At 67.7% G+C, this 12,795-nt stretch carries 15 protein-coding genes and 1 tRNA gene; 6 read left to right on the top strand and 10 right to left on the bottom strand.

Annotated elements, in window-relative coordinates:
• Window positions 1-105: 105 nt before the first annotated feature.
• The 3 genes from cmk (at window position 106) to ACWD6N_RS28415 (ending at window position 2,454) form a co-directional block, all read left to right on the top strand.
• On the top strand, window positions 106-786 hold the full coding sequence (cmk, locus tag ACWD6N_RS28425; RefSeq protein WP_354968509.1) for a (d)CMP kinase: 681 nt from the start codon (window positions 106-108) through the stop codon (window positions 784-786).
• Window positions 783-2,186, top strand: coding sequence for a ribosome biogenesis GTPase Der (gene der, locus ACWD6N_RS28420; protein ID WP_354968489.1), 1,404 nt, complete (start codon window positions 783-785; stop codon window positions 2,184-2,186). Before cmk ends, der begins: the two co-directional genes overlap by 4 nt.
• A gap of 194 nt (window positions 2,187-2,380) precedes the next feature.
• Window positions 2,381-2,454 (top strand) — tRNA-Pro (locus ACWD6N_RS28415).
• 69 nt (window positions 2,455-2,523) lie between these two features.
• Here ACWD6N_RS28415 and ACWD6N_RS28410 read toward each other — a convergent pair.
• The 6 genes from ACWD6N_RS28410 to ACWD6N_RS28385 form a co-directional block, all read right to left on the bottom strand.
• A complete protein-coding gene (locus ACWD6N_RS28410; RefSeq protein WP_450005321.1) occupies window positions 2,524-3,657 on the bottom strand; it encodes a site-specific integrase in 1,134 nt (377 codons plus the stop codon).
• Window positions 3,654-3,872: a helix-turn-helix domain-containing protein gene (locus tag ACWD6N_RS28405; protein WP_450005320.1), complete on the bottom strand. Its 219-nt coding sequence runs from the start codon at window positions 3,870-3,872 to the stop codon at window positions 3,654-3,656. Before ACWD6N_RS28405 ends, ACWD6N_RS28410 begins: the two co-directional genes overlap by 4 nt.
• 67 nt (window positions 3,873-3,939) lie before the next feature.
• The gene (locus tag ACWD6N_RS28400) at window positions 3,940-5,478 is read right to left on the bottom strand and encodes a replication initiator (RefSeq protein WP_450005319.1); all 1,539 of its coding nucleotides are present in this window, start codon (window positions 5,476-5,478) and stop codon (window positions 3,940-3,942) included.
• Between the two features lie 4 nt (window positions 5,479-5,482).
• Window positions 5,483-5,650 (bottom strand): hypothetical protein, encoded by a 168-nt coding sequence (locus ACWD6N_RS28395; RefSeq protein WP_450005318.1) that lies wholly within the window; start codon window positions 5,648-5,650, stop codon window positions 5,483-5,485.
• 8 nt (window positions 5,651-5,658) lie between these two features.
• Entirely contained in the window at window positions 5,659-5,958 is a 300-nt protein-coding gene (locus ACWD6N_RS28390) for a hypothetical protein (protein ID WP_450005317.1), read from the bottom strand.
• Entirely contained in the window at window positions 5,955-6,398 is a 444-nt protein-coding gene (locus ACWD6N_RS28385; RefSeq protein WP_450005316.1) for a hypothetical protein, read from the bottom strand. Before ACWD6N_RS28385 ends, ACWD6N_RS28390 begins: the two co-directional genes overlap by 4 nt.
• 331 nt (window positions 6,399-6,729) lie before the next feature.
• Here ACWD6N_RS28385 and ACWD6N_RS28380 point away from each other — a divergent pair, with 331 nt between their 5' ends.
• The 3 genes from ACWD6N_RS28380 (at window position 6,730) to ACWD6N_RS28370 (ending at window position 9,608) form a co-directional block, all read left to right on the top strand.
• Window positions 6,730-7,572 carry a sigma-70 family RNA polymerase sigma factor gene (locus tag ACWD6N_RS28380; protein WP_450005315.1) on the top strand — a complete coding sequence of 281 codons (843 nt, stop codon included), beginning with the start codon at window positions 6,730-6,732 and terminating at the stop codon, window positions 7,570-7,572.
• The gene (locus tag ACWD6N_RS28375) at window positions 7,572-8,378 is read left to right on the top strand and encodes a hypothetical protein (RefSeq protein WP_450005314.1); all 807 of its coding nucleotides are present in this window, start codon (window positions 7,572-7,574) and stop codon (window positions 8,376-8,378) included. The genes ACWD6N_RS28380 and ACWD6N_RS28375 overlap by 1 nt, the downstream gene beginning before the upstream one ends.
• An 831-nt stretch (window positions 8,379-9,209) precedes the next feature.
• Window positions 9,210-9,608 (top strand): DUF4145 domain-containing protein, encoded by a 399-nt coding sequence (locus ACWD6N_RS28370; RefSeq protein WP_450005313.1) that lies wholly within the window; start codon window positions 9,210-9,212, stop codon window positions 9,606-9,608.
• Between the two features lie 149 nt (window positions 9,609-9,757).
• Here ACWD6N_RS28370 and ACWD6N_RS28365 read toward each other — a convergent pair whose 3' ends face one another.
• From ACWD6N_RS28365 to ACWD6N_RS28350, 4 genes are all read right to left on the bottom strand, one after another.
• Window positions 9,758-10,423, bottom strand: coding sequence for a hypothetical protein (locus tag ACWD6N_RS28365; protein ID WP_450005312.1), 666 nt, complete (start codon window positions 10,421-10,423; stop codon window positions 9,758-9,760).
• Window positions 10,424-11,025: 602 nt separating this feature from the next.
• A complete protein-coding gene (locus ACWD6N_RS28360; RefSeq protein WP_387328740.1) occupies window positions 11,026-12,309 on the bottom strand; it encodes a tyrosine-type recombinase/integrase in 1,284 nt (427 codons plus the stop codon).
• Complete coding sequence (locus ACWD6N_RS28355) at window positions 12,309-12,503, bottom strand: excisionase family DNA-binding protein (protein WP_387328822.1); 195 nt, start codon at window positions 12,501-12,503, stop codon at window positions 12,309-12,311. Before ACWD6N_RS28355 ends, ACWD6N_RS28360 begins: the two co-directional genes overlap by 1 nt.
• A gap of 4 nt (window positions 12,504-12,507) precedes the next feature.
• On the bottom strand, window positions 12,508-12,720 hold the full coding sequence (locus tag ACWD6N_RS28350; protein ID WP_387328743.1) for a hypothetical protein: 213 nt from the start codon (window positions 12,718-12,720) through the stop codon (window positions 12,508-12,510).
• Window positions 12,721-12,795 lie beyond the last annotated feature (75 nt).

Genomic DNA, 12,795 nt, shown 5'->3' with positions numbered 1-12,795 from the left:
CGCGCGCGGGTCCGCCACGGGCCCCGGGCATGATTGATGACGATGGACAACCGCTTGCGGCGCCAGCACCGGGCGATCCGTGAGGTACGGGCTGAGGAGGACACGGTGGAGGAAAACGTACGGGCCGGGCGATGTGTGGTCGCTGTGGATGGGCCGTCCGGTTCGGGTAAGTCCACCGTCTCGCGGCGGCTCGCCGTTGGCATCGGTGCGCGCTACCTGGACACCGGGGCGATGTACCGGGCGATCACCTGGGCCGTGCTGCGCTCCGGCGTCGACCTCACCGACGCCGCGTCGGTGGCGAAGGTCGCCGGCGAGGTGGACCTGCGCATCGGCACCGACCCCCAGGGGTACGGCGTGACCGCCGACGGCGTGAGCGTGGACGCGGAGATCCGCGGTCCCGAGGTGACCGGGGCGGTTTCCGCCGTCGCCGCGGTGCCGGCGGTCCGCGAGCTGCTGGTCGCCCGGCAGCGCGAGATGATCGCCAACGCCGGCCGGATGGTCGTCGAGGGCCGTGACATCGGCTCGGTCGTGGCGCCGGACGCCGACCTGAAGGTCTTCCTGACCGCCTCCGAGGCGGCCCGGGCGGCCCGCCGCAGCGCCGAGGACGCCGCCGACGTGACGGCCACCGCCGCCGACCTGGCCCGCCGGGACCGGCTCGACTCGACCCGCAAGGTCAACCCGCTCGCCCAGGCGCCGGACGCGGTGGTGCTGGACACCACCGAGCTGGGCATCGACGAGGTCGTGGCCCGGCTGCGCGACCTGCTCACCGAACGGGGCGTGGCATGAGCGAGGGTGCTGGATGGGTCGAGCTGCGTGAGCCAGACGTCGCCGTCGAGGAACCGTCCGGCCCGCAGCCGGTGGTGGCCGTCGTCGGTCGCCCCAATGTGGGCAAGTCCACGCTGGTCAACCGGATCATCGGCCGCCGGCAGGCAGTCGTCGAGGACGTACCCGGGGTGACCCGGGACCGGGTGCCGTACGACGCCCAGTGGAACGGCCGGGCGTTCACCGTGGTGGACACCGGCGGTTGGGAACCGGACGCGAAGGACCGGGCCGCGGCCATCGCGGCGCAGGCCGAGACCGCCGTGGTCACCGCGGACGTGGTGCTCTTCGTGGTCGACGCGATGGTGGGCTCCACCGACGTGGACGAGGCCGCGGTGAAGATGCTGCGGCGCAGCGCCAAGCCGGTGATCCTGGTGGCGAACAAGGCCGACAACACCTCCATCGAGATGGAGGCCACCTCGCTGTGGTCGCTCGGCCTCGGCGAACCGTTCCCCATCTCCGCGCTGCACGGGCGAGGGTCCGGCGACCTGCTGGACGCCATCCTCGCCGCGCTGCCCGAGGCGCCGGCGATCGTGGAGAACCGGCCGCGCGGGCCGCGTCGGGTGGCGCTGGTCGGCCGCCCGAACGTGGGCAAGTCCAGCCTGCTCAACCGGTTCTCCGGTGAGGAGCGGGCGGTCGTCGACTCGGTCGCCGGCACCACAGTCGACCCGGTGGACAGCCTGGTCGAGATCGGCGGCCAGACCTGGCAGCTGGTCGACACCGCCGGCCTGCGCAAGCGGGTCGGTAAGGCCAGTGGCACCGAGTACTACGCCAGCCTGCGTACCGCCGCCGCCATCGAGGCCGCCGAGGTGGCCGTGGTGCTGCTGGACTCCAGCGAACCGATCAGCGAGCAGGACCAGCGGATCCTGTCGATGGTGACCGAGAGTGGCCGTGCGCTGGTCATCGCGTTCAACAAGTGGGACCTGGTCGACGCCGACCGCCGGTACTACCTCGACAAGGAAATCGACCGGGAGCTGCGCCGCATCCCCTGGGCGATCCGGTTGAACCTGTCGGCGATGACCGGCCGGGCCGTCGACAAGCTCGCCCCGGCGCTGAACAAGGCGCTGGCCAGCTGGGAGACCCGGGTGCCGACCGCGCACCTCAACCAGTGGCTGACCGCGCTGGTGCAGGCCACCCCGCACCCGGTGCGCGGTGGGCGCGCGCCGCGGATCCTGTTCGCCACCCAGGCCGGGGTGGCGCCGCCGCGGTTCGTGCTCTTCACCACGGGCCCGCTGGACGCCGGCTACCAGCGCTTCGTCGAGCGCAAGCTCCGCGAGGAGTTCGGGTACGAGGGCAGCCCGATCGAGATCTCGGTCCGCCCGCGCAAGAAGCTCGGCCCCGGCGGGCGGGGCAAGGCGCACGGCTGATCTGTTCTTTAGAAAATGCCGGATGGGTTTTTGCCCATCCGGCATTTTCCTGCCCAGCCACCCCTATCTTCCTAGGACGCCGTAGGGGTTGTGGGGTGGTTAGGTGGTACCGCCACCGGGGTGGGGCCTGCGCGGAAGGGCGCCGGCTGCTGCGCTAAGCTGTACCGGCTGCCGCGGGGGAAACCACGCGGGGGCGGGACGTGGCGCAGCTTGGTAGCGCACTTGACTGGGGGTCAAGGGGTCGTCGGTTCGAATCCGGCCGTCCCGACGCAGGTGAGGGGCCATCTCGGAAGATCGAGACGGCCCCTTTGTCGTACCTGGGTGACTAACTGAGTGACTACGCCTCAGCGTCGAAGATCCGGTCCATGGCGACTGCGCCGTTCAGAAGCACCGGCCGCAGTTGGTGCCGGTAGACGCTTTCGGTGACAGTCGTGCCGGAGTGGCCGCAGAGGTCCGCGATCTGTTCAAGGCTCATTCCGCTGTCAGACAGCAGGGACACGAAGCTGTGCCGCAGCTCGCGGGGAGTCCAGTCGCGCGGGTCAAGGCCCGCTTTGGCGACGACGGGGCGGAAGGCCCGAAGCACGTTGTGCCGGTCGAGGGCCGTGCCGGTGGCAGAGGCGAAGACGAGGCGGTCAGCGGCAGGCTGGCCGAGACGCTCGTGGTGGGTGGTGAGCGCGGTGACGCACCGGGCCGGCAGAGCCAGGGTGCGACGCGACTTCTTGGTCTTGGTGTCTCCGTCGGCGCGGACCGAGCGCCATACCTGGATGGTCGGCGGTACCGGCGGGTCATTGTTCGGCTTGCCGAGAAGATCGACGTGTGACCAGATGAGGGCTCGCAGTTCCTCGGTGCGAGCACCGGTCAGCAGCGAGACGACGATGTAGGCATACATCGAGCTGCCTTCGGCGGCGATCAGGAGCGCCTTTGCATGATCGAGGGTGAGCGACTTGGACGGTCGGCCGTCGCGACCGGTGGGCACGGCGCAGAGTGCCACGACGTTGCGCTTGACCTTGTCCCGCGCCATGGCCCGATTGACCGCGCGGTTTAGCAGAGAGTGGAGGAGCCGGAGGGTGCGGGTGCTCAGGTGTTGGGCTTTGCCCATGAGCCAGCGGTCGACGTCCGTGGCGCTGAGATCCCGCAGCTTCCTCGCGCCGAGGTCGCTGATGATGTGGGAGCGCACAAGGATGGTGTAGTTGCTCTTCGTGCTTTCGGACTGCCGACTCAGGCCATAGGCGAGCCAGTCGGTCAGAGCGTCGGCAACGCTGTGCCCGTCCTGAACCAGGGCGACCCCGTCTTCGTAGTCGCGAATTTTCTCGCGCAGCTTGGCGCGGGCCTCGGTTTTGGTCTTGCCGCTGCCTTTGCGCACGATGCGTTTGCCGGCCGGGGTGTAGCCGACGGTGATGGTGGCGATCCAGCGTTGCCGGGTTTCGTCCCAGTGCAGGCCGCCTTCTCCTCGGGCGCGGCGGGTGGTCATCGGGTGCCTCCTTTCTGGGCTTCCTGTTCGAGTAGGTCGACGTAGGCAGTGATGGCGGCGGCGGGGACGAGGCGGGATCGTCCCTGCCTGACTGTGCGGAGTCTGCCTGCGCGGATCTGTTCGTAGATCACGGAGCGGGACAGGCTGAGCAGGGCCATGGCTTCGGGGATGCGGTAGAGCGCCTTTCTCTCGGGTGCGGTCAGGGTGGTGGGCAATGGGCTTCCACTCCTCGGTTCGTCGGTTGGCCGTCAAGCCGGTCTTGACGGTGAATCGGTGGACGGGTCAGGCAGTAGCGGCGAACTCCTCGCGGGCGACCTCGTGTCGCTCACGGGCCATAGCGGCGGCGGTGTTGGCGAGCAGTGCGTCTCCGGTGGTGCGCCAGCCGGAGCCGGCGTAGGTGAGGAGGCCGACGATCAGCGTCGTCTCGTCGTCCTCGGGTTGGTCGGCGTATTGGTGGCCGGTTTCGGTGCGTCGCCAGATGACGCGGGCGTCGCGCAGGAGCCGGAAGGTCACTGAGTAGCGGCGGCTTTTAGTGAGGAAGTGGCCGCCGAAGCCGAGCATGTGCGCCCACCGCCGGAGGTGCTGCCAGTCGCGGTTGCCGCCGAGGGTCCAGCAGGCGTCGATGAGCCGTTCCGGGTGGCTGCCGTGCTCGTTGGCGTAGAGGTCGATGACCTCACCGTCGAGGCGACGGGATACGTGGCCGGTGGCCTCGGTGCTCTTGGTGGCGTACTTGGCCAGGTAACCGGCGACTTTGCCGTCGGTGATCTCTCCGTCGGCGGCGATGGGGCGTACGTCGACCTGCTCGCCCCAGGCGATGCGCCAGCCGGCTGGCGCTGCCGGGTGTGGGCGGGTGGTGAAGGTGACGGTGGCGGCGGCGTGTTCGGCGGCGGCGACCAGGTCGTCAACGCCGAAGGCTGTCGGTGGTGGGATCACGGCGTCGGGGTCGTAGGGGTGGATGCCGTCGAGGCGGATGATGGCGTGGTAGTGCACGACGGCGCGGCGTTGCATCTCGGCGACCTTGCCGAACGACGGCTTGGCCGGCGGCACTCGACGTACCCGGCCGGACGCGGTGACCTGCTCGACCCAGGGCAACCCGAGCCGCCGAGCGCGGGTCCGCAGGTGCCGGGTGATGGCGATGGTGGTGCGGCGCCACAACTCCGGGGCGGAGTGGTTCCACACGACCTGGGCGTCGTAGTCGTAGCAGTCCAGACACAACGGCTGACCCAACCGAGGATCAGTCTCCTCGTGATGCGCCCAGCAGACCGACGGATGCCCGTGTTCGCAGGGCCGGGCGAGCGGGTCGGTGGCCCGGCGGGCGTGGCACGGTTCGGCCCGGCAGTCGCAGCGGCGACGGTTACCGCAGGTGTGCCGCTTCACCACGCGGGTGTGCACGGTGCCGAACGATGGGGCGGTGAAGGTGACGAACACCGCCGGATGCCCGGCCACGGAAGCGGGGATGCCCTTGCCGCCGGCGAGACCGGCGCGCAGCAGCTGGTAGGCGTCGCGCTGGTAGGTGCGGGCACAGGAGGGGCAGACCGCGTGGCGGCGGTTGCCGCACGGCTTGTAAATTTCCCCGTCCGGCATGTCCTCGGTCCGAGACGCGGACAGGAGTTGGCCGGTGGCCCGGTCGACGGTGGCGACTTCCCCGGCGAGGCGGATCGGATGGGAGCAGCCCGCGGCTGCCTTCACGTGGTCGAGCCAGCCGAAGACGTTCGGGTCGGTGGCCCGGTGGAACGCGGACTCATCCCGACCGACGAAGCCGGTCGACGGGGTGGGCCGGTGCCCCGGACCAGAGTGAGTCTGGTCCGGGACAGCGGTCATCAGGTCAGCAGGCACGGGGGCGACTCCCGTTGCTGCTGGGGTAGTGATCGAGCACGGTTGCCCGATCGGTGGGGTTGAGCTGGTGTCGACCGGACCAGGTGTCCAGCAGGACAGTGGCCGTCTCACGGTCGGTGATGGTGAACGCGGCCAGTGCGTCAAGCGCCCGATCCACCGGGGCGGTCATGAGCGACCGCCACGGGTGCGGACCCGCTTCATGGGCAGGTGTTGGACGGTGCCGGTGGCGAACGGGTTCGGTCCGTCGAAGATCCGGCCGAGTAGGGAGGCCACGGGTGCGGGCAGGTCGGCCCGGTGGTGCTCCCACAGGTAGATGTCGCGGATGAGTTGGTAGGTCTTCGGCAGTTCCACACCGTCACGGGCGGCGAGGATCTTCAAGCGGCCGATGAGTTGGACGGGTTCCCAGCCTCGGACAAGGCGGGGTTGACGCCACCGGTAGGCGGCAGCGGTCGGGGTGGCGGTCACCGTAGGGCCGCCCCGGCGAGAGCCTGAGCGAGAGCTTGAGCGTCGGGCGCGACGATGTAGATGTCATTGACGCTTTGGCAAGCCCGGCAGGCGCAGTCGCGGTCGCGCGGGTTCGCGCAAGCGCCCACGTTCGGTGTGTCGTCGGCTTCAGTGAGGCCACCCCAGCAGGAGCACGGGAGCGAGGACTCCGGGTCCGCGCCGTAGCCGTTGCACTGGTCGCAGACCATCCACACGGTCTGGGCGAAGTCGGAGATGCACTCCGACGACTGGCAGCCGCGAAGGCCGCACATGATGCAGTAGCCGGCGAAGTTGCAGCGCGGCGGTCGCAGGGAGGTGTCCGGTGCGGGGACGGTAGTAGGGATAGCGGGGTTCGTGGTGAGCACGGACAGGCAGGCCAGCAGAGCAGTCTCATCGAGGACTGCGGGCAGGTTCAGCGCCATGTCAGGGGCCAGCGCGTCCCGAAGCGTCGCCAGAGCAGAGAGCAGGCGAGCATCAGACAGCGCCGGAGAGTGGCCCGAGGCGCAAAGAGCAGGGTGAACGGTAGGCTGGACAGGCATCGTGATTCCTTTCGCAGAGGGCCGATGCACCGGGCCTCGACGGGCCGCAATCCCGTCGGGGCCTTTTTCGTTGCGCTCCCCATATCCCTGGTAAAGGGGGGTTGCGCTTCGATGTATGACCGACAGTAGGCAAGGGCCCTTGCGCGCGTCAAGCCCTGTAGTGCGATAACCTTGTGGTGTCGCTTGAGCGAGGCGGCGAGCAGGAGGAGACCCAGTGGTGATCAGCCCGCATGACTTGCCCGGCATCCACGACCCTGGCGAGAGAGCGCGTACGGCTAGCGACTTGATCGATGAGCATCAGGCGGCGGTCAACGAGCTTTCGCGGCTACGTCGCGAGGCGCTAGACGAGATGGTGTCGCAGGGCATGACGCACGCGCAGATTGCCCAGGTGGTAGGCATGACTCGTGCGCGGGTAGGTCAGCTTCTGTCGTCCGGACCTCGCCCGGAGCGGGCGATGCTGGGCACCGGCCCGCTAACCGTTGCCGTGGGCGGGAAGTTCGAGGCGGGAAAGAAAGACCCGTACGCGGTCGTGTCCGCCGAAATGCTGGCCGCGTACGAGAAGCTGTCCAACCTCGCCCGGGGACTCGGCTTGAAGACCGAGTACGAGGTGGTGCCACCACCGGGCATGGTGGACTTGAACCGCACCAACCTGGTCGTGGTCGGCAGCCCTCGGATTCTGCCGTTCGTCGGTCAGGTGCTTGCGTCTGATCCGAAGCTGGGCTTCGGCAGCGATGACAACGGCGTCTACCTCGTGAACCGCCAGTCCGGCGAGGAGTTCCGCTCTCCATCGGACAGCGGCGAGCCGGTCGACTACGGGTACCTCGGCCGGCTTCCCCGCCCTGATGGACGCGGCACGTTCCTCTACCTCGCCGGCATCCACGCGATGGGCACACTCGGGGTCGCCCAGTACCTCGAAGACCACCTGGACGAGCTGTACCGCGAGGTAAAGAACCGCCGGTTCTCCTTGCTGGTGGCCTGCACCTACGACCCGAAGAAGCGGGCCGTGAAGAAGGTCGACGCGTTGACGCCGATTTACCGCAGCGAAGGCGTGGCCTGATGCGCGTCTCGACCGCCTCGGAGGCCGGCAACCCGAAGTCGCCCAACGAGGACTGGGCCATGGCCAGCGAGAACCTGATCGTCGTTCTCGACGGGGCCACCGCCCGTACCGGCACCGGCTGCGTCCACGGCATCGCCTGGTACGCCGCAAAGCTTGGCTCTGCTCTCGCCGGCCTAGCCGCCGACCGTGACTCCGAGTTGGTCAACGCGCTGATGTACGGCATCCGGTTCACCGCCGACCAGCACCGCGACACTTGCGACCTCAGCCACCCGGGAACACCCTCGGCCGCTACGGCAGTGCTGCGGCTCAAGGACACCTCGTTGGAGTATGTGGTGCTCGGTGACGTCACGGTGCTGATCGACACTGTCGACGGCATCCAGGTCATCACCGATGACCGGGTGGACAAGACCGCCCGCGCGGAACGTGACGAGGCCGACCGACACCCGTTCGGATCGGCAGAAAAGCAAGCGGCACTACTGCGGATGAAGCACGCCGAGTTGGCCGCTCGGAACCAGCCCGGAGGATATTGGGTGGCAGCGGCCGACCCGTTCGTCGCTCGACACGCGATCACCGGAGAGGTCCCACTCGACAGCATCCGACGAGTTGCCGTGCTGACCGACGGAGCAGCCCGCCTGGTGGCCCTGTTCGGTCTGCTCGACTGGCCCGACGTGCTCGACGTTCTAACCCAGGACGGTCCGACCGAACTGATCAGCCGAGTCCGGGCCATCGAGGCCGCCGACCCGTCATGCATGAAGTGGGCGCGCAACAAGCGCAGCGACGACGCCACCGCCGTTTACGCGGCCTGAGCAGCCAATCCACCAGCAGGGCCGCCGGCTGCCGGCGAAGTGGTGAGAAGTTTCTGTACGTGTTCAAGGCGGCCCTGAACGGGCCGCACGCGCCGCCGCCTGGGCGCGCGTCCGTCGCTCCGCTGGCGCTCCGACTCCGGCCACGCAAAACGCCCGGCGGCTGGCGCGGAAGGCGGGAAGCCCGGGGGCCGCCGCTGACGGTGGCACCGAGGGTGGTTGAGGTTGGTGGGCCGGCAGTCGGCCGGGCCGCGCCCGATCGGCGCGGCGCAGGGAAGGGCACGCCAGGTCCGAGTGGCGGTCGCGGCGGCAAGCTGGTCGCGGTTACCGCGCCTCCGGCGGGGGGCGCAACGACTCCGAGATGGTCGGGGGTCCGTCAGCGGGTTGCGGTCCGTGGGTGGTTGCGCAGGGCCATCCCGCCAGCCGACGACCCGGGCGAGCCGAGCAGACCGCCACCCGGCCCGCCAGCGTCCGAACGCGCGTCAAGGTCCGCTTGACGTGGCGGGCCGGGTGGTGGCCCGCTCCCCAAGGGGCGGGTCGGCGGCAGACGGGATGGCAGCAGCGCGCGAGGGGTTCTGAACAGGCAGTACGCCCTGTATCGTTGCCGCCGTGCCCGGACACGATGGGATTATCACGTTCTCCAGCCAGACCCGTAACGGCGCTGTCTACACACCCGCCAACGCTGATGCGGTCCTGCAATATCGGTGCCCGCACTGCGGTTCACATACGAATGCGGCAGTCGTAGCAAGGACCGGAGTCAAGACCGAACCAGTGCGTGTTGTGTGGTCCCGCTGCACTGGTTGTCACAAGGGCATCGTCCACAATACAGGGGTGATGTCTCCTGCCACGGTCGAGGGGGAACCCGTTGATGGTCTGCCTGATGAAGTGGCAACAGCATATGAGGAGTCCCGTCAGACAGCCGGATCCGGAGCCTACACGTCCTGCGAGCTGATGTGTCGGAAGATTCTTATGCATGTGGCCGCCGACAAGGGGGCACCAGAGGGTAAGAGCTTCGTGGAGTACGTCGATTATCTCGGCAGCACGGGGTACGTGACTCCTCCAATGCGGCCCTGGCTTGACCTAATTCGAACGCATGGCAATCATTCAACGCACCGACTGGAAGCGGCGAGTCGAGAGCGTGCTCTTAATACGCTCGCCTTTACAACCCAGTTACTGCGTTTGGTTTATGAGATGGATTATCGGGCTCGCCAGTATCTCTCACCCGGGGCTTAGCCCGTGCCCGCTACGTGCCCCGAAGTAGGGGTCAACAGCGGCCAACGGCGGCCGCCACGGACGCGATCCTGAGGGCGCGCTGCGGAGCGGACCCAAACATTGGCTGAGGTTGCAGTGCGCCGATAGGTTGCCGATGCCCCGAGTGGCACCTACGCGCGCCGGCCGACGATGCCGACGAGTCGGCCGATGCGATCAGCCCATCCGGGCAGCCACCAAGGTGGTACATATTTGTCGACCCCGCCCCTCGACCGGTCGATCTCAGCAAGGTCTCGCTCCATCCGATACCTGATATGAAGTCGGCGGGGCTGAGCGGTCAGTACCTCATGGCGGATGGTGTCGGTGGCAGCAAAAGCAAGAACCTCTGTCCGGAATCGGTTTCTCTGTGCCTCAGCCTTGAGTTCGTCGGTACGGCCGGCTACCTCCCCCTGGGAGGTGTCACGTCTGTGCGGGGTCATCTGGTACGACCTCCACGCGCTGTAGCTAGCGTGCCAGTCTCGATCTGCTTCAGCCCAGTCCGACACTGCTTCACGAACGGGCTTGGAGCCATACAGCTCGGCCCTGCTCATGACGGCCAACTGCTCGGCCCGGTCGGGCAACAGAGGTGCCGCCGCCCTCCGCTCGGCGTCCATCGCCTCACTCCGAGCCTGTTCCGCCGTCCGTAGCATTGCGACGTAATCGTCGTAAGCAGCGGTACGCCGCTCCCAGAGCCGATCCAGATGGAGCGACTTGCGCTGACCTCGAAGAGTCGCCCACGTCAGGACTATGTTGCCGCCGATGGCAGCCAGAGCCACAACAGACGCTTCGCTGAACTGCATGAACGTAGTCTGGCAGGCCGAGTCGAGCGGGTTGGGCCGCACGAGGCTTGGGGTGGGTGACCACCTGGGTGACGACGAAGGCGTGCCAGGGCGGACGTCGATGGACGGTGGTGGACTGGGCGGGCAGCTCAACCCTGCCACTGATGCAGGCCATCGGCCGGCGGTGGTTCCTTCGGGACGAAGGAATCAAGCTCCGCCATCACCGCCGGAGCCGCCAGCCGCTGTCCGAGTCGTCAAGGTCCGCTTGAAGTGGCGGCCCCCGCCACCTACAAGGTGAGGATGGGACATCTCGACGGCCTGCCGACCGTAGACGAAATAGGACGCTGGAGCCCCGGGATCGACCCTGAGTGAGCCTGATCGAGCCATCTGAGTGACTAACTGAGTGACGATCGGGGTGGACGTGGACGGACGACGGTGGACGGTGGGGGATCGCCCCGGCAGGTGAAGGGCTCGTTCGTTCCAGGTCAACGCCCCGAGTAGATTGCCTGGGGGTCAAGGGGTCGTCGGTTCGAATCCGGCCGTCCCGACGCAGGTCAGAGGCCATTCGGATTCTTCCGGGTGGCCATTTCTGATCTTGTACAGCAGCGAAGTACAGCAACGGCTCATTGATCGAGGCTTTCCCCGAGCCTCCGCAGAGCTTCACGGGTCGTCTTCGACGAGACCTGGCTGTAGATCTCCATCGTGATCGAGAAGTCCGCGTGCCGCAGGATCGCCATCGCGACCCGGGGGTGCACGTCCAGGTCGACCAGCAGCGAACCGCAGGTGCGTCGGGCGTCGTGAACGGTGATCTTTCGAATGCCGGCACGGGCGATGCGGCTGTCGTAGGAGCGGTTGAAGTTGCGTGGTTCGACCGGCAGTCCGTAGCGGGTCGTGAAGATCATGCCGGTGTCGTGCCAGGCGTCGCCGGCTCTCTCTCGTGCGGCCTCCTGTTGTTGGCAGCGGTGCCGCAGCGCGGTAACGCAGATGGCCGGCAGCGGAAGGGGAGCGTCGGACTCCTCCGTCTTGGTGGCCCGGTGCAGCAGCCGGCCGCGTACCCGCTGGAGCTGCTTGTCGATGACGAGGCTGATGTCGTGGTTGTCGCGGCAGTGCTCGCAGAACCTTTCGCCATGGGTGGCGCACGGCTTATCCCAGCTGTCCCATTCGATGTGGTCCCAGGTGAGGCCGAGGACTTCTCCCTTGCGCAGACCGAGCACGAGCACCAGGACGTAGGCGGCGTACAGGTAATCGTCGTCATCGCGGGAGGCTTCCAGGAACGCGCGTGCTTCCTCACTGCTCCACGATTTGCCCTTGCGGTTGCGGATCGGTGGGAGCTTCACAAGGGCTGCGACGTTCTTTGCGACCAGCTCCTCCACGACAGCCTGCGAGAGCGCCGAGCGGAGGACGGCGCGGATTCCCTTGACGGTGCGAGCCGCGGGAAGGTCCTGGCAGCAGCGGCCAACCGCACAGCACTTGCGGCTCTTCGCTGACCGGCGTTCGTCCTTCCCCTGCGCGCAGCACTGGCAGGTCTTCGCGACCTTGTTGAGCCAGGTCTGGACGTCTCGTACCGACAGCCGCCCGTCGAGTCGCTTGGTGCCGACGCCGGGAACGATGTACAGGCGGCTCAGCGTCTCGTACGTGGCGTAGGTCAGCGGGGCGAGATTTGGCTCCACGATCTCGGCGAGCCAGTACGTCATATAGCTCGCCACCGTGGGGACATTGGTGGCAACCGGACCGGCCCTGGCTTGCTGGTGCAGCCTCACCCACTTGTCGTGAACCTCGTCGCGGGTCTTCCCGTAGACGTACTTGCGGTCCCGTTTGCCATCGGGCTTGGTGACCCAGACGTAGGCGCCGAACCCGTTGCGGTACGGGAAGATGGACCCTTCGCCGTTGGCGCGTTTGCCAGGCATCAGGCCGCATCCTGTCGCTCGATCTGGATCTGGATGTACTCATCGATCCATTCCGGCAGGATGCGGCGGTACTTGCCGTCCTTGATCGAGCGCAGTTCCCCGGTGGCAATCTTCATCTTCACCTTGGACAAGCCGTAGCCGAGGATCGCGGCGACCTCGGCCGGGGAATGCCACTTCGGAACGATCGGGACCAGGCTCCTATCGATGTGGTGCCTCCTTCGGAGTGAGGGTGATGTAGGTGCGGCTTTCGCCGCTGTAGCCGGCGGGGTTGCGGGTGCCGGTGCGGCAGGTGACCCGTTCGCGGCCGTAGTAAGCGGTGAGTTGGGCCGCGATCGTCGCGGCGTGAGCTTTGACGGTGGCGGTCGAGCCGATGAGACGGACCGCGACCAGGGGGCAGGGACGTGTGGGCATGGCTCTCCTTCCGGGTCGGTCGGTGTTGCTTGCGCTGTGGAGTTGTCAAGGAACGGCTTCACAGGCGTTGACACG

Source organism: Micromonospora sp. NPDC005163 (assembly GCF_053599835.1).
The sequence above is the reverse complement of the archived record's forward strand: the minus strand, read 5'-3'. Positions and strand labels throughout refer to the sequence as shown.

Coding starts and splice junctions, on each gene's coding strand:
- der (WP_354968489.1), top strand. CDS start 783: ATGAGCGAGGGTGCTGGATGGGTCGAGCTGCGTGAGCCAGACGTCGCC.
- ACWD6N_RS28410 (WP_450005321.1), bottom strand. CDS start 3,657: ATGACCACCCGCCGCGCCCGAGGAGAAGGCGGCCTGCACTGGGACGAA.
- ACWD6N_RS28400 (WP_450005319.1), bottom strand. CDS start 5,478: ATGACCGCTGTCCCGGACCAGACTCACTCTGGTCCGGGGCACCGGCCC.
- ACWD6N_RS28385 (WP_450005316.1), bottom strand. CDS start 6,398: ATGGCGCTGAACCTGCCCGCAGTCCTCGATGAGACTGCTCTGCTGGCC.
- ACWD6N_RS28375 (WP_450005314.1), top strand. CDS start 7,572: ATGCGCGTCTCGACCGCCTCGGAGGCCGGCAACCCGAAGTCGCCCAAC.
- ACWD6N_RS28370 (WP_450005313.1), top strand. CDS start 9,210: ATGTCTCCTGCCACGGTCGAGGGGGAACCCGTTGATGGTCTGCCTGAT.
- ACWD6N_RS28365 (WP_450005312.1), bottom strand. CDS start 10,423: ATGCAGTTCAGCGAAGCGTCTGTTGTGGCTCTGGCTGCCATCGGCGGC.
- ACWD6N_RS28360 (WP_387328740.1), bottom strand. CDS start 12,309: ATGCCTGGCAAACGCGCCAACGGCGAAGGGTCCATCTTCCCGTACCGC.
- ACWD6N_RS28350 (WP_387328743.1), bottom strand. CDS start 12,720: ATGCCCACACGTCCCTGCCCCCTGGTCGCGGTCCGTCTCATCGGCTCG.